Genomic DNA, 13697 nt, shown 5'->3' with positions numbered 1-13697 from the left:
GTGTAACTGGCGGTTTGCCATTTCCTTGCCGCACTGGCATCATGGTGGAATGACTAACCCCTTGGTTTCATCCGATCCGGACTCCAGCGAAACGCTACGGCACCGACAGGCGGTGCAGATCGTCGGCATGGGCGCTTCTGCCGGCGGACTGGATGCGATTTCCGAGTTCCTTGCCTCCATGCCCACGCGTACCGGCATGGCGTTCATCGTCCTGCAGCACCAGGATCCGTCGCGCCGCGGCCTGTTGCCGGAGCTGCTGCGCCGTATCACCAGCATGGAAGTATGCGAGATCGCCGAATCGATCGAAGTCCGGCCAGACCATGTCTATGTGGCCCCGCCCAACCACGAGCTGGCCTTTTCCAGCGAAAAGCTGATGCCGGTGGAAACGGCCGAAGCCCACGCGCGCTACCCGATCGATTCCTTCTTGCGTGCACTGGCTGCCGAAAAAGGGCAGGCTGCCGCCGGCGTGGTGTTCTCCGGCATGGGTACCGACGGCACGGCTGGCTTGCGCGCGATCCAGGAAGCCGGCGGGGTGACGCTGGCGCAGGAACCCAATTCCGCCAAATTCGACTCGATGCCGCGCAGCGCCATTACCGCCGGCGTGGCCGACTTTGTCGCGCCGCCCGGCGCCATGCCGATGTGGCTGTGCCAGGTGCGCTCGGTGCCGCACGGCGGCGCCCACGGTGCGGCGCGTGCGCGGCGCCAGGCCTTGCGCGAGCTGATGTCGCTATTGCAGCGGCATACGGGCAACAACTTCACCGAGTACAAGATGAGCACCGTGCTGCGCCGCATCGAGCGCCGCATGAAGCTGCACCAGCTTGACGCCCGGCAGCTACAACGAGTTGTTTACCCCGGTGCCGGGCTGCGGACGCATTTACCGCCGGCTCGATGCCAGCACGCAGCGCGTGGCGAATTACTTTCCCACCAAGATAGCAAAGACCGCGCAACCAAGTTCCATCGAAGTTACGACCATGACCATGAATGGCAATATCCAGACACAAGTAGAACACCTGCTGCACAAAACGCATACGCCGGCGGCAGTCATGATCAATAGCGATGGCGACATCCTTTACATCCACGGCCGTACCGGCACTTACCTGGAGCCTGCTTCCGGCCGCGCCAACTGGAATATCCACGCCATGGCGCGTGACGGCCTGCGCTACGAGCTGGCGGACCTGATCGAACGCGCCAACCGCAGCGAAAGCACGGAATCGGTGCGCGAGCTGTTGTTCAAGGATGGCGTGTCCTCGCTGCTGGTCGACATGACGGCCGAAGTGGTGCGCGAAGACGGCCAGTCCGGCCACAACCTGCTGGTGACTTTCAATGCAGCGCCGATGCCGGCCCGCAGGAGCGGCAGCCGCGGCGCCGATCCGCGCCCGCAGGAGCTGGAGCAGCAACTGACCATGGCGCGCCTGGAATTGCAGGCCGTGCGCGAGGAACTGCAGTCGACCAACGAGGAGCTACAGTCGACCAACGAGGAACTCACCACCTCGAAGGAAGAAATGCAGTCGCTGAACGAGGAGCTGTACCCCGTCAACGCCGAATTGCAGTCCAAGGTGGACGACCTGTCGCTGGTCAACAGCGACATGAAGAACCTGTTGCACAGTACCGATATCGCCGTGATCTTCCTGGACAGCCAGATGAATATCCGGCGCTACACCAACCAGGCCACCCAGCTGTACAAGCTGATCGCCACCGACCTGAATCGCCCGCTGAGCGACATCGCCAACGACCTGGTCTACCCTGACATGGGAGACGATGCGGCCGAAGTGCTGCGCTCCCTGGTGTTCTGCGAGCGCCAGATCCCGACCCGCGACGGACGCTGGTTCATGGTGCGCATCATGCCGTACCGTACAGTGAACAACGTGATCGACGGATTGGTGCTAACCTTCGTCAACGTCACCGAACTGAAACTGCTGGAAGCGCGTTTAACGCCTGAAGGAGGTAGCACCAAATGAGCCGCACCGACGCCCTGCGCCAATGGCATGAGCTGCAAGTCAGCCAGCTGGAACTGGAAGTCCAGAGTGCCGCCCTGGCGGAGCTCGAGCGTCAGAAACGCGAGGTGGAGCAGGGCCTGCTGCGCTACGCTGGCTTGTTCGACCAAGCGCCAGTCTGTTACCTGGCGCTGGCGCGCGACGGCATGATCGCCGGCGCCAACCGCGCGGCCGAAGTGCTGTTTGCCATGCCGCTGCAGGACTTGCCTGGACAGCCGGTGGAACGCTTCCTGGCGCCGCACTACCAGCCCGGCTTGCGCCAGCTGCTGGCCGGCTTGCGCGCCGACGGCGCCAGTGCGTCCATGGAGGCGCAACTGTTTGAAGGCATTGGCGGTGGGCAGGTACGCATCGAGGCCAACCTCGATGGCGCGGGCGAGGCGATCCGCATGGTGATCGGCCTGGCGCGTTCGCGCGAACAGAACGATGCGGCCCTGCGCCGCGCCTTTGCGGTGCTGGACAATCTCGGCGAGGGGGTGGCGCTTGCCGATGCGGATGGCGTAATCGTGACCGTAAATCCTGCATTTTCCGCGATTAGCGGGCTCACCGATGAGGTCGCGATCGGCCGCGATCTGGCCACGCTGTGCGGCCCCGACGCCGTGCTGACAGCTTTTGACGGCCGCCGGTGGCAAGGTGAACTGACGGGGCGTCGCCCGGACGGCGGCGACTACCATGCGACCCTGTCGCTGCGCGCCCTGGCCGGGCCGGATGGCGGCGTGGCCGGCGTGGTGGCGGTGCTGTCCGATATCAGCCGCCGCAAGCAGGCCGAATCGGCGCTGCAGGACCTGCACCGCAACCTGGAAACCCGGGTGGTGCAGCGCACCGCCGAACTGCTGCATGCCAACGGCCAGTTGCGCCAGTTGTCGGCCCATATGGCGGCGGTCAAGGAAGAAGAACGCAAGCGCATCGCGCGCGAAATCCACGATGAATTGGGACAGAACCTGCTGGCGCTGAAGCTGGACATCGCGCAGCTGAATGAACGCATGGGCGGGCGCCAGACGCGCTTTGCGCGTCGGGTCGCCTCGGCGCTGGACAATGTCGACGCGACCCTGCGCAGCGTGCGCGGCATCATGAATGAGTTGCGTCCTTCGGTGCTGGACCTAGGGCTGGCGGCGGCGCTCGAATGGCTGGTCAACGATTTTCGCCATCGCAGCAACCTGCATTACGAACTGGAGCTGCCCGGAGAGGCGCAACTGGCGGCCATTGGCGGCGAAACCGGCCTGGTGCTGTTCCGCATCGTACAGGAATCGCTGGTCAACGTGCTGCGTCACTCGCGCGCCAGCGTGGCCACCGTGCGCCTCTGGGTAGAAGAGGGCGTGGTGCTGCTGGAAGTGGAAGACAATGGCATCGGCATCGCGCCGTCCTGCCGCGAGCGGCCCGGGTCCTTTGGCCTGATCGGCATGCAGGAGCGCGCCGACGCCCTGCATGGCAGCTTTACCCTGAATGAATACGAAGCCGGCGCGGGATGCTGCGTGACGGTTCGCCTCCCTTTGTAAGCAAAAAGTCAATAGCCCTGCACGCCGGGAACGCATATACTGCCGGTGCTTTTATACGTTCAGGGGACTGACTTGACTAAAAAACTCGCACTTTCGGCAGCATTGCTAGCAGCATTCGCTCCCGCCATGGCCGACGAAGGCCAATGGCAGCCGCACCAACTGCCACAACTGAAGGCGGAACTGAAACGCATCGGCATCACCATCCCGGCCGAACGCCTGGCCGACCTGTCCAGGCATCCGATGAGCGCCATCGTGTCGCTGGACGGCTGCTCCGCGTCGTTCGTATCCCCTGACGGCCTGGTGGTCACCAACCACCACTGCGCTTACGGCGCCATCCAGCGCAATTCAACCGCTGAAAAGAACTATATCGCCAATGGCTTCCTGGCCAAGACCCGCGCCGAAGAGCTGCCGGGCGGCCCGACCACGCGCGTCTACGTGACCGACAAGGTGGACAACGTGACCGCGCGCGTCAACGATGGCCTGGACAAGCTGGCCGGCAAGGATCGCAACGCCGAAGTAAAAAAGCGCATCAAGGCGCTGATCGCCGAGTGCGAGACCGACAAGAACTACCGCTGCTCCGTGCCGGCCTTCCACCGCGGCGCCGAGTACTACCGCATCCGCCAGATGATGATCAAGGACGTGCGCCTGGTCTACGCGCCGCCTGAATCCATCGGCAACTACGGCGGCGACATCGACAATTACGAATGGCCGCGCCACACCGGCGATTACTCCTTCCTGCGCGCTTACGTGGGCAAGGACGGCAAGCCGGCCGACCCGTCGCCGGACAACGTGCCTTACAAATCGAAGGACTTCCTGGTGGTGTCCGCCGAAGGCCTGAAGAACGGCGATCCTATCCTGCTGGCCGGCTATCCAGGCCGCACCAGCCGCTACAAGCTGCCGGTCGAGATCCGCTATGCGCGCGACCTGAGCTACCCGGCCATGGTGGCCGACTACCAGGCCGACCTGGACGCCATCGCAGCCGCCACCAAGGGCAAGGAAAACGACGTGGTGCGCTATGCCAGCGTGGTCAAGTCGATCAACAATCGCATGAAGAAGACCCAGGGCCTGCTGGACGGCTTCGCCCGCAAGGACATCGCTGCCATCAAGGACAAGCAGGACGCCGAATTCCGCGCCTGGTACGGCAAGCAGCCCAAATCTTCGCAGGCCATGCTGGCCGAACTGGATGCCGCCATCGCCGCAGACATGGAACTGAGCGACGACGAATTCGCCTACGGCGTGGCGACCTACAGCGACCTGCTGAAATCCGCGCGCACCCTGTATCGCCTGGCGCTGGAAAAGCAGAAGCCGGACGCCGACCGCGAATCGGGCTTCCAGGAACGCGACCTGGCCAACATCAAGGCGCGCCTGAGCCGCCTGGAGCAGTCGCTGGTGGCATCGGTCGACCAGGCCCGCTACGTGGCCGGCCTGCAGCGCTACGCCAAGCTGCCGCCCAAGGCGCATCCGCAGTGGCTGGATAACCTGACCCCGGCCATCGCCGACGTGCCTGCCATGTACCAGAAGTCCGGCCTGGCCGATACCGCAACCCGCCTGGCCTGGATGGACAAGGCGCCGGCCGAATTCGAGCAGTCAGCCGACCCCTTCATCAAGCTGGCCGTGCGCATGCACGGCGCGGCCATGGTGCTGGAAGAGCGCCGCAAGGAAGTCGACGGCAACCTGGAAAAAATCATCCCGCAGTACATGGCCGCTGTGATCGCGTGGAAGAAATCGCAGGGCAAGCCAGTCTACCCTGACGCCAACTCCACCTTGCGCGTGACCTATGGCACCGTGTCGGCCTACCCAGGGCGCGACGGCATTACCAAGGGGCCGTTCACCACGGTGGAAGGCATCCTTGAGAAGCACACCGGCAAGGAGCCGTTCGACGCGCCGCAGGCGCTGATCGATGCGGTCAAGGCCAAGCGCTATGGCCAGTTCAAGGACCCGGTACTGGGTACCGTACCGGTCGACTTCCTGTCCTCGGCTGACACGACCGGCGGCAACTCCGGTTCTGCCGTCATGAACAAGCGCGGCGAACTGATTGGCCTGAACTTCGACTCCACTTACGAGTCCATCACCAAGGACTGGTATTTCGACCGCGACATCACGCGCGCCATCCACCTGGATGTGCGCTACATGCTGTGGGTCATGAAGGAGGTTGACCATGCGGACAACCTGCTGAATGAAATGACGATCAAGTATCCGCAGAAGTAAGCAAAAAAAGGGGCTCGTAATGAGCCCCTTTTCGATTTGGAGTAAAACTCTTAAACGCTCTTAGGCGCTCTTATTTCCTCTTGTTCGACCTTGTTTGCTCTTAAATTGAGGCGTTTTCTTGCGCAGGCTCATTGCCTGTTTCCATTCCCCTTCATTCGGAAAACGAATCCATATCGTTGCCCACGCGTTGCGAAATGCACCGCCGACTCGATTGACAAACTGAGCTGGCGAAACGCATTTGCCCTCAAAGAGCAATTCACGTCCTTCGACATGTGCGAGATAGCTTGTGCGCTTGTAGACGTTTCGTAGTGTTGTCCCGTCGGGAAGGAATACGTTCTTCCATTGATAACCATCCAGGGTCGATGCGGCGCGCCTGGACTGCGCCGTCACGAATCCTTCCATCCAGGTGTTGATCGCCTCGTCGACGATCTCGAACATTTCCTGTTTCAGGCCATGCGTGTACATAAAATTTCCGAGGCCTTGGTATGTCTCAAGTGAGGCTGGCAAGCTGAAGAGCACTTTGGTCATGGCATCCTCCTTCTTTCAAAAAAGCATGCAGACTTTGACCAATTTAAGAGAAAAAAAGTTCAAATAAGAGGTTCTAAGTGTGGATAAGAGCGAATAAGAGTTTCCCTCTAAATCGCGACCCCCATACTACTGCTGCCTGAAGGTGATTCTAAAATTGCAACTTCTTGGTTTGGCTAGGACTCCTGCTCATGGCATAATCCCGCGTCACCCAAACGCAAACCCATGAACGAAACCATTTCCCTGTTCGGCCTTGCCACCACCACGCCACTGGAGCTGGTGTCGTTCGTGCTGTCCGTGCTGACCGTGTGGCTGAACATCCGCCAGAACCACTGGGCCTGGTTGTTTGCCATCCTGTCATCCGCCATGTACGGCGCGGTGTTCTTCGGCGCCAAGCTGTATGGCGACATGGCGCTGCAGGGCGTGTTCATCACGGTTTCGATCTGGGGCTGGTACCAATGGCTGCACGGGAACCACGGGAATCAGCTGGGGGTGTCGACCCTGCACACGCGCGGCCGAGTAGTGTGCGGCGTGGCCTGGCTGGTGGGCTTTGGAATCCTGGCCTGGTTCCTGCGCCGCTTTACCGACACCGACGTGCCGAATGCAGATGCCTTCCTGACCGCCGGCAGCCTGGTCGGCCAAGCCCTCCTGTCGCGCAAGAAGATCGAAAACTGGCACGTCTGGATCATTGTCGACGTGCTGTACGTCGCGTTGTACGTGCATAAAGGCCTGATGCTGACGGCCCTCCTGTACGGCATGTTCGTCGCCATGGCGATTGCCGGCCTGCTGGCCTGGCAGGGCAGCAGCAGCGACCAACCGGAAGAAGCAGTCGTCTGGAAATGAAGCAGCCATACCGCGTCGCCATCATCGGCGCCGCATCCTCCGGCAAGACCACCCTGGCGCAAGCGCTGGCAGAGCGCTACGGCGCCGTCTGGGTGCCCGAATACCTGCGCGAATTCTGCGACGCGCGCCAATGCGTTCCCGTATCGAACGACCAGTTCCACATCGCCACCACCCAGGTGGCGCGGGAAGATGCCTTGGCTGCACAGGGCGGCCGCTTCCTCTTTTGCGACACCACGCCGCTGATGACGGCGGTCTACAGCATCCATTACTTCGGCGGCATCGACGAGCAGCTCGCAAGTCTCGCATCGTCGCGCCAATACGACATAACCCTTGTCTGCAAACCCGAATTTGCCTGGATACCTGACGGACTTCATCATGAGGAGCAGGATGTCAGCGGTATTATTGATGCGATCCTGCTTGATGAATTGGCCCGGCGCGGCGTACCGTACACGCGCATCTCGGGCGACCTCGATGAACGCCTGAAGCAAGTAGCTCAACTCCTGGGGGATTGAAGCATGAAAAAACTGCTCGCGTTGGCCGCCATGTTCCCCTTGGCGGCGTTTGGCGAGACCGGTTATTACATGGTCACCGTTTACGACGTAGAAGGCCAGGCTTCAATCGACTACAAATACTGGAACGCCCACTACAAGAATTCGCGCAACACCGCCAGCCCGGAGATCGGCATCGGCTATGGCGTAACGTCGCGCTGGTACACCGAACTCACCACGCAATGGTTTCAACGCAACGGGCGGCAAACCCGCAACACCGGCGTCGAATGGCAAAACGACTTCCTGCTGACCCAGGGCCAGTACGATGTCGACGTCGCGCTGCACACGCTGGTGGAGCGTGCCCGGCGGCGCGATAACGGCTACTACGTCGAAATCGGGCCAGTCCTGCAAACACAGATCTGGCGCACCCAGTTGAACTTCAACGTGTTCTTCCAGCGTGAGATGGACAACGGGAAGCAGAACGAAACCGAACTGGCCTACCAGTGGCAGGTGAAACAACGCTGGAAGCGCTGGTTCTCTCCCGGCCTGCAAGGTTTTGGCGAAGTAGGAAAGTGGAACAACTGGCTGCCGTCGAAAAAACAATCGCACCGCGCCGGCCCGGCATTCTTCGGCGAAGCGGGCCGCCTCAAATACGAAGCGGCCTACCTGTTTGGCAAAAATTCAGGACGCGCAGCCAATTCCTTCTCGATGCGTGCGCAGTACTTGTTCTAAACTGGTCATTGAGCCTCGATGATTACAGATGATTCCATTGCTCTTGAAAGAGTGCGTACGGCGTTCAACGAATGCGAGCGCCCAGTACATTTCACTAAGTTTGAACACTGCGAAGAATGTGCAGAACATGATCAAACTCTTCTGTCGCGTACTCCGGCTACGATTACGATTGAAGATGTCGGCAATCCCGGCTGGGACCCGATTTGCTTCATTTCTCCAGAAGGTTTTCGGTATTTCATACCTGGACTGGCAAGGTTGGTATTTGAAGAGACGCCCTATGGATATAGCTGCTATGCCGCCCAGTTCTTTTGGCATCTTATTCATGACGGTCCGTCGAATGCCCGATTTAATGCATGCACGCACGAGCAAAGAAGGGCAGTTGCGGATTTTGTGTACTACGTGATTGACACTCGCGCTGAGCAACTCGACGAGGAAGACATTTCTGACGACGCTCTGAGGGCGTGGGAAATTTGGAGCGATGACCCAACTGTGTGATTGAACAGTTGGCAGTTTGCTGGCGGAGCGAACCCCGTAGGGCTCAGCTCCGCATTGCAAATTTAGAAGTCCACCTGCGCCGACAGCTGGAAGGTGCGCGGCGAACCAGGGAACAGGTAGCCGCCCAGCTCCGGCGTCACATCGCGCCAGTAGAATTTGTCGAACGCATTCTTCACCTGCGCGCGCAGGATCACCGTCGAACCGCTCACGCGTGTTGCGTAAGAGCCGCCCAGGTCGACCACGTGGTAGGAAGGCACCATGCTCTTGTTCTCCTGGTCGAACGCCTTACGGCCGGAGAACCTCCAGTTCGCATTCAGCTTCAGGCCAGGCACTTCGGCCACAGCGTAATCAGCCCACACAGTGGACTTGAAGTTCGGCACATTGGTCACGCGCTTGCCATCGAGTTCGGCCAGGCCGGTGTCTTCCTGCTTCGCGCGGATGGCCGCCATCGAAGCACCCAGCAGCAGGTCACGAGTCACCTTGCCTTGCGCAGTAAATTCCAGGCCGCGATGACGTTCCTGGCCGCTGCGCACGAATGCGTTGGAAACCGGGTCGGTAAACTCCAGGCCCTGATCGATCTGATACAGCGCGGTCGACAGGGAGATGCCGTTGATTTCAGCCTTCGCGCCCAGTTCCACCTGCTTGGACTTGCCCGGCGCCAGGGCGTGCGGGTAGTTGGAAGTGCCGAGTGGGGCTACGCCACCGTACTGCAGGCCTTGGGCGTAGTTCGCATAGTAGGACAGCTTGGCGGTCGGGCTGAATACCAGCGACACATTCGGCAGCCAGAAATTCTCGCGAACCGGGACCACGTCAACCTCATTGCGGCGCAGGGAAGCGTAACGCACGCCGGCATGCAGCGCCAGCTGATCGGTCAGGCCGATGACATCCTGCACAAAGGCGGAACGCTCATGATCATTGCGGCGCTCGGAAACCGGGCCAACCTGCTTGTCGGTCATTGGCACTGCAACTGGGTGATAGATATTGCTGACGCCTGCTTTCTCGTATACGTAATCGCCCCAGCTCTCGTGGTTGCTGAAGAAGGACAGGCCGGCAGTCAGTTCATGGCGAATCGAACCGGTCGCGAAGCGGCCATTCAACAGCGCCTTGGCAGACAGCGGCTTCTTCTTTTCACCAAGGCTGCGGTAATCGTAAACATCGTAGTCGCCATTGGTGCAATAGCCTGGCCACAACAACTCGTTCTCACAGCCGTATGGGAAGGCCGTGTAGTCGTCGCGCTTGAAGCGGTGCTGGTTGGCGCTCAGGGTGGCTTTCCACTCGGGCGACAGCTGGTACTGGAAGTTGACGCCGATATTGCTGGATTCAGTCTCCACCGGCTTGGCCCAAGGCTGGTCATTCAGGAACGTGTCAGCATCGACCACCGGCAGATTGGTACCGCCGATCAGTTGGAAGCCTGGCGCCGACTTCTGCGACTTCTTCTGGTAATCGGCATCGATTTGCAGCAACGCCTGAGGGCTGATGCGGAAATCGAAAGCGCCGGATACGAAGCTGCGATGGCCGTTCGCGCCCTTGATGATGGAGCGCATGCGTTCACCCGCAGCATTGAAACGGTAGCCGAAGCGGCTATCTTCGAACCGGCCGCCCAGGTCCACCGTGCCCAGCACGGAGCCACGCTCGCTCACTTTGAACTGCACGGAACGCAGGTTGTTCTCGGTTGGACGCTTGGTCACGTAGTTCACTACGCCGCCTGGCGCCGCGACGCCTTGCTGAAGGCCGGCCAGCCCGCGCAGCACTTCGATGCTTTCCTTGTTCTCCAGCGGGATCTGGGTATCGCCGGAAATCGGATGGCCATCCTTGCGGTAGGAGTTGGCGTTATTCAGCTTGAAGCCGCGAATCGAGAACTGCTCGGCATAGCCAACGGCGTTGTACGCGTCACCGATGCTGGCGTCGTACTTGACGGCGTCAGTGGTAGTGCCGATGTTCAGGTCTTGAATCTGTTCGCGAGTCAGTACGGTGACGGAAGCAGGCGTCAGCAGCAAGGGCTGGTCGCTGAAACCGGCCACGGACGCGCGTTCGGCGGCCACGCGGTTGGCGGTAATGACCACTTCGGTCATTTTCTGGTCCTGCGCATGGGCGGCAGGGGCGAAGGCGGAAGCAATGGCCAGTGCGGCCAGTGTGAGGCGAGTGCTATTCATGTTTGTGCTCAAGCTGTACGTTATGCGCCAGCGGGAGAGCACGAGGGTGAGAGCAGGCCCCGGGGCTGCGGGCCTTCAACCATCTACGCTTTCCTTCGCTGGCATTATCCAGATCAGGTTCGGAGGGTATTTCTCACCCCGCGCACATGCGCGAGGACCCCTAGCGAGGCGGTATTGTACTACAGGCTCAGTTGCAGCGCCTTGCGCACGTCGGCAGGCGTGATATCGCGGCGTTCGCCCAGGCCCGTCAGGCCGGCAGCTTCCATGGCAGCGACGGTGGCGTCGATCGCTTCCGCGCCCAGGCCGTAGCCGGACAAGCGGGTCGGCACGCCCATCTGCTCGAAGAAGGCGCGCGTGTTGCCGATGGCCGCGTCGATGCGCTCATCGTCGGTGCCCTTGCCGGCATGCAGGCCCCAGACACGTTCGGCATACTGCAGCAGCTTGCCGCGCTTGGCTTCGCGCCGAATCTGCAGGATGCCCGGCAGGACTATCGCCAGCGTCTGCGCATGGTCGAGGCCAAACAGCGCGGTCAGTTCGTGGCCGATGCTGTGGGTCGCCCAGTCCTGCGGTACGCCGACGCCGATCAGGCCATTCAGCGCCATGGTGGCGGTCCACATGATGTTGGCGCGTACTTCCACGTCGTCCGGGCGCGCCAGCACTTGCGGGCCCAGTTCCAGCAGCGTTTGCAGCAAGCCTTCGGCAAAGCGGTCCTGTACCGGCGCATTGGCCGGGTAGGTCAGGTATTGTTCGGTGGTGTGGACGAAGGCATCGACCACACCGTTGCCGACCTGGCGCAGCGGCAGGGTCAGGGTCTTGGCCGGGTCCAGCACCGAGAAGCGCGGATAAACATGCGGGCTCATGAAGGCGCGCTTTTCCTTTGTCTCGGCGCGGCTGATCACGCTGGCGCTATTCATTTCCGAGCCGGTAGCCGGCAGGGTCAGTACGGCGCCAAAGGGCAGGGCAGCCTTGATCACTTTGCCGCCGATTTTCAGGATGTCCCAGGCATCGCCGTCATATGCCGCCGCCGCGGCAACAAATTTTGTGCCGTCGACAACAGAACCGCCGCCTACAGCCAGCAGGAAATCGATGTTTTCGCGGTGGATCAGCTCGACTGCTTCCATCAAGGTTTCATAGCGCGGATTTGGCTCGATGCCGGAGAACTCGAGCACGGTGTGATCTGCCAGGGCCGCGCGCACTTCGTCGTACGTGCCGTTCGACTTGATGCTGCCGCCACCGTAGAGCATCAATACGCGTGCATTGGAAGGAATATGTTTTGCCAAGGAGGCAATTTGACCCACGCCGAAGATGACACGGGTTGGATTGTGGAATTCAAAGTTTTGCATAGTGCCGGGCATTATCGCGCAAATCTCGCCCATCCGTGCGACACCCCGCAGGACGCCTTGCTACACTTGAGAAATCCGCGCCGCAGGCTGACAATGCGTGTACCCGCATGCCTAAGGAGAGTGAGATGACACAGGAACACGTGGTCGAGCCGCGCGACTATTTGAATGCCCAGGTGCTGGACATGCACCGGGCGCTAACGTCGTTGAGTGAGAAGATCGAGATGCTGGACTTGCAAAACCAGCGCATCGAAACGTGCACCGACCCCGAGCTGAAGCTGGTCATGGCCAGCCACCGCGATTCCACGCGCAAGCAGATCGCAATGCTGCTGGAATGGGTGCGCCGGCGCGACCCGAAAATGGACAAGGAAATGAAGGAAGCGCTGTTCAAGGCGGGACCGATCGCCGCGCAGTACCACTATGGTGATTAAAGTCGGGGTCAGGTCTGGCAATCGGACACGGGCTCGACCGTAGGCGACGCCTACGGTCGAGCCCGTGTCCGATTGCCAGACCTGACCCCGACTTCGAGAAAGGAAGTCGATGAAGTTGCAGCCGTACCGGGAGGGCAGCTGGTTTGCCATCCCGCTTAGAAATGGCGGCTATGCCACCGGACTGGTGGCCCGCCTGTCACCGCAAGGAAAGGTCATGCTGGCCTACCTGTTCGGGCCGACCCACTGGACGCTGCCGACCCTGGCGGACGTGCAGCAGCTGAAGGCGAACGATGCGCTGAAGGTGATCCGTACCGGCGACATCGCGTTGGCCAACGGGCGCTGGCCGGTGATCGGCAATACCATCGGTTTCCAGCGCATCGACTGGCCGGTGCCGATGTTCATCCGCCGCGCCGATGCCTTGAAGCGCGCCTGGCAGGCAACGTACGGCGACGATCCGGCCAAGCCGGAGCGCGAAGTGTCCGTGCCATACGACACGGAGGGGTTGGAGAGCGATTCGCTGTTTGGCTACGGCTCGGCGGAACTGCTCATGACCAAATTGCTGGAGTAGGGAGATCCCTATGTACACGGGCGGCTGTTTTTGCGGCGCAGTGCAGTATGAGGCAGACGCGCCGGTGTTGAATTGCACCTGGTGCCATTGTTCGATGTGCCGCCGCCTGTTCGGCGCGCCAAGCGTGGCCTGGTTCAGCGTACCGCGCACACAGTTTCGCTATGTGCGCGGCAAGCCCGCCATCTACCATTCCAGCCCCGGCGTGACGCGCGAATTCTGCGGCGTCTGCGGCACCCACCTCACCTTTGCCGATGACAGCACGCCCGGCGAACTGGACATCACCACCGCCAGCCTGGACGATCCCGAAGCACTGCCGCCGCAGGACCACACCTTTGCCGATAGCCGCCTGCACTGGGAGCCGATCTGCGACGACCTGCCGCGCTACCGCCGCACGCGCCGCGATGGCGCTCTTGAACGCGCCTAGTCG

14 protein-coding genes and 1 riboswitch are annotated in these 13697 nt (G+C 61.2%); of the genes, 11 read left to right on the top strand and 3 right to left on the bottom strand.

Features of this window, described 5'->3' with window-relative positions:
• Positions 1-49: 49 nt before the first annotated feature.
• The 4 genes from ACN9MW_RS22055 to ACN9MW_RS22040 all read left to right on the top strand — a co-directional run bounded on the left by ACN9MW_RS22055 (position 50) and on the right by ACN9MW_RS22040 (position 5695).
• Positions 50-1054: a chemotaxis protein CheB gene (locus ACN9MW_RS22055; RefSeq protein ID WP_426162683.1), complete on the top strand. Its 1005-nt coding sequence runs from the start codon at positions 50-52 to the stop codon at positions 1052-1054.
• Positions 1044-1958, top strand: a complete 915-nt coding sequence (locus tag ACN9MW_RS22050; RefSeq protein WP_426162682.1) for a PAS domain-containing protein — start codon at positions 1044-1046, stop codon at positions 1956-1958. Before ACN9MW_RS22055 ends, ACN9MW_RS22050 begins: the two co-directional genes overlap by 11 nt.
• Positions 1955-3487 carry a PAS domain-containing protein gene (locus ACN9MW_RS22045; RefSeq protein ID WP_426162681.1) on the top strand — a complete coding sequence of 511 codons (1533 nt, stop codon included), beginning with the start codon at positions 1955-1957 and terminating at the stop codon, positions 3485-3487. The genes ACN9MW_RS22050 and ACN9MW_RS22045 overlap by 4 nt, the downstream gene beginning before the upstream one ends.
• Positions 3488-3613: 126 nt before the next feature.
• Entirely contained in the window at positions 3614-5695 is a 2082-nt protein-coding gene (locus ACN9MW_RS22040; protein WP_426172266.1) for a S46 family peptidase, read from the top strand.
• Positions 5696-5755: 60 nt separating this feature from the next.
• Here the strand turns inward: ACN9MW_RS22040 and ACN9MW_RS22035 are convergent, their stop codons facing one another.
• The gene (locus ACN9MW_RS22035) at positions 5756-6223 is read right to left on the bottom strand and encodes a hypothetical protein (RefSeq protein ID WP_426162680.1); all 468 of its coding nucleotides are present in this window, start codon (positions 6221-6223) and stop codon (positions 5756-5758) included.
• 222 nt (positions 6224-6445) lie between these two features.
• On the opposite strand from ACN9MW_RS22035, the gene pnuC reads away from it, so the two are divergent.
• The 4 genes from pnuC to ACN9MW_RS22015 are packed head-to-tail and all read left to right on the top strand — an operon-like array spanning position 6446 to position 8778.
• Positions 6446-7063 (top strand): nicotinamide riboside transporter PnuC, encoded by a 618-nt coding sequence (gene pnuC, locus ACN9MW_RS22030; protein ID WP_426162678.1) that lies wholly within the window; start codon positions 6446-6448, stop codon positions 7061-7063.
• Complete coding sequence (locus tag ACN9MW_RS22025; RefSeq protein WP_426162677.1) at positions 7060-7575, top strand: AAA family ATPase; 516 nt, start codon at positions 7060-7062, stop codon at positions 7573-7575. Before pnuC ends, ACN9MW_RS22025 begins: the two co-directional genes overlap by 4 nt.
• Positions 7576-7578: 3 nt before the next feature.
• On the top strand, positions 7579-8283 hold the full coding sequence (locus ACN9MW_RS22020; RefSeq protein ID WP_426162676.1) for a hypothetical protein: 705 nt from the start codon (positions 7579-7581) through the stop codon (positions 8281-8283).
• An 18-nt stretch (positions 8284-8301) separates the two neighbouring features.
• Positions 8302-8778 carry a hypothetical protein gene (locus tag ACN9MW_RS22015; RefSeq protein ID WP_426162675.1) on the top strand — a complete coding sequence of 159 codons (477 nt, stop codon included), beginning with the start codon at positions 8302-8304 and terminating at the stop codon, positions 8776-8778.
• A 62-nt stretch (positions 8779-8840) separates the two neighbouring features.
• On the opposite strand, the gene ACN9MW_RS22010 is transcribed toward ACN9MW_RS22015, so the two are convergent.
• Together ACN9MW_RS22010 and ACN9MW_RS22005 are read right to left on the bottom strand one after the other, a co-directional pair.
• Positions 8841-10931 carry a TonB-dependent siderophore receptor gene (locus ACN9MW_RS22010; RefSeq protein ID WP_426162674.1) on the bottom strand — a complete coding sequence of 697 codons (2091 nt, stop codon included), beginning with the start codon at positions 10929-10931 and terminating at the stop codon, positions 8841-8843.
• 73 nt (positions 10932-11004) lie between these two features.
• Positions 11005-11103, bottom strand: a riboswitch (TPP riboswitch).
• Positions 11104-11110: 7 nt separating this feature from the next.
• Complete coding sequence (locus ACN9MW_RS22005) at positions 11111-12274, bottom strand: iron-containing alcohol dehydrogenase (RefSeq protein ID WP_426162673.1); 1164 nt, start codon at positions 12272-12274, stop codon at positions 11111-11113.
• 125 nt (positions 12275-12399) lie between these two features.
• Between ACN9MW_RS22005 and ACN9MW_RS22000 the strand changes: the two genes are divergently transcribed.
• The 3 genes from ACN9MW_RS22000 (at position 12400) to ACN9MW_RS21990 (ending at position 13694) form a co-directional block, all read left to right on the top strand.
• Positions 12400-12702, top strand: coding sequence for a ferritin (locus tag ACN9MW_RS22000; RefSeq protein WP_426162672.1), 303 nt, complete (start codon positions 12400-12402; stop codon positions 12700-12702).
• A 109-nt stretch (positions 12703-12811) separates the two neighbouring features.
• A complete protein-coding gene (locus tag ACN9MW_RS21995) occupies positions 12812-13270 on the top strand; it encodes an Imm26 family immunity protein (protein WP_426162671.1) in 459 nt (152 codons plus the stop codon).
• A 10-nt stretch (positions 13271-13280) separates the two neighbouring features.
• On the top strand, positions 13281-13694 hold the full coding sequence (locus ACN9MW_RS21990; protein WP_426162670.1) for a GFA family protein: 414 nt from the start codon (positions 13281-13283) through the stop codon (positions 13692-13694).
• Positions 13695-13697: the final 3 nt, after the last annotated feature.

The organism is Pseudoduganella sp. R-34, assembly GCF_049904655.1.
Taxonomy (GTDB): domain Bacteria; phylum Pseudomonadota; class Gammaproteobacteria; order Burkholderiales; family Burkholderiaceae_D; genus Rugamonas.
The sequence above is the reverse complement of the archived record's forward strand: the minus strand, read 5'-3'. Positions and strand labels throughout refer to the sequence as shown.

Excerpts from the sequence above, each read along its gene's own strand:
- ACN9MW_RS22005 (WP_426162673.1), bottom strand. The coding sequence starts at position 12,274 with ATGCAAAACTTTGAATTCCACAATCCAACCCGTGTCATCTTCGGCGTG.
- ACN9MW_RS22055 (WP_426162683.1), top strand. The coding sequence starts at position 50 with ATGACTAACCCCTTGGTTTCATCCGATCCGGACTCCAGCGAAACGCTA.
- ACN9MW_RS21995 (WP_426162671.1), top strand. The coding sequence starts at position 12,812 with ATGAAGTTGCAGCCGTACCGGGAGGGCAGCTGGTTTGCCATCCCGCTT.
- ACN9MW_RS22045 (WP_426162681.1), top strand. The coding sequence starts at position 1,955 with ATGAGCCGCACCGACGCCCTGCGCCAATGGCATGAGCTGCAAGTCAGC.
- ACN9MW_RS22020 (WP_426162676.1), top strand. The coding sequence starts at position 7,579 with ATGAAAAAACTGCTCGCGTTGGCCGCCATGTTCCCCTTGGCGGCGTTT.
- pnuC (WP_426162678.1), top strand. The coding sequence starts at position 6,446 with ATGAACGAAACCATTTCCCTGTTCGGCCTTGCCACCACCACGCCACTG.
- ACN9MW_RS22050 (WP_426162682.1), top strand. The coding sequence starts at position 1,044 with ATGATCAATAGCGATGGCGACATCCTTTACATCCACGGCCGTACCGGC.
- ACN9MW_RS22035 (WP_426162680.1), bottom strand. The coding sequence starts at position 6,223 with ATGACCAAAGTGCTCTTCAGCTTGCCAGCCTCACTTGAGACATACCAA.
- ACN9MW_RS21990 (WP_426162670.1), top strand. The coding sequence starts at position 13,281 with ATGTACACGGGCGGCTGTTTTTGCGGCGCAGTGCAGTATGAGGCAGAC.
- ACN9MW_RS22040 (WP_426172266.1), top strand. The coding sequence starts at position 3,614 with ATGGCCGACGAAGGCCAATGGCAGCCGCACCAACTGCCACAACTGAAG.
- ACN9MW_RS22015 (WP_426162675.1), top strand. The coding sequence starts at position 8,302 with ATGATTACAGATGATTCCATTGCTCTTGAAAGAGTGCGTACGGCGTTC.
- ACN9MW_RS22010 (WP_426162674.1), bottom strand. The coding sequence starts at position 10,931 with ATGAATAGCACTCGCCTCACACTGGCCGCACTGGCCATTGCTTCCGCC.
- ACN9MW_RS22025 (WP_426162677.1), top strand. The coding sequence starts at position 7,060 with ATGAAGCAGCCATACCGCGTCGCCATCATCGGCGCCGCATCCTCCGGC.
- ACN9MW_RS22000 (WP_426162672.1), top strand. The coding sequence starts at position 12,400 with ATGACACAGGAACACGTGGTCGAGCCGCGCGACTATTTGAATGCCCAG.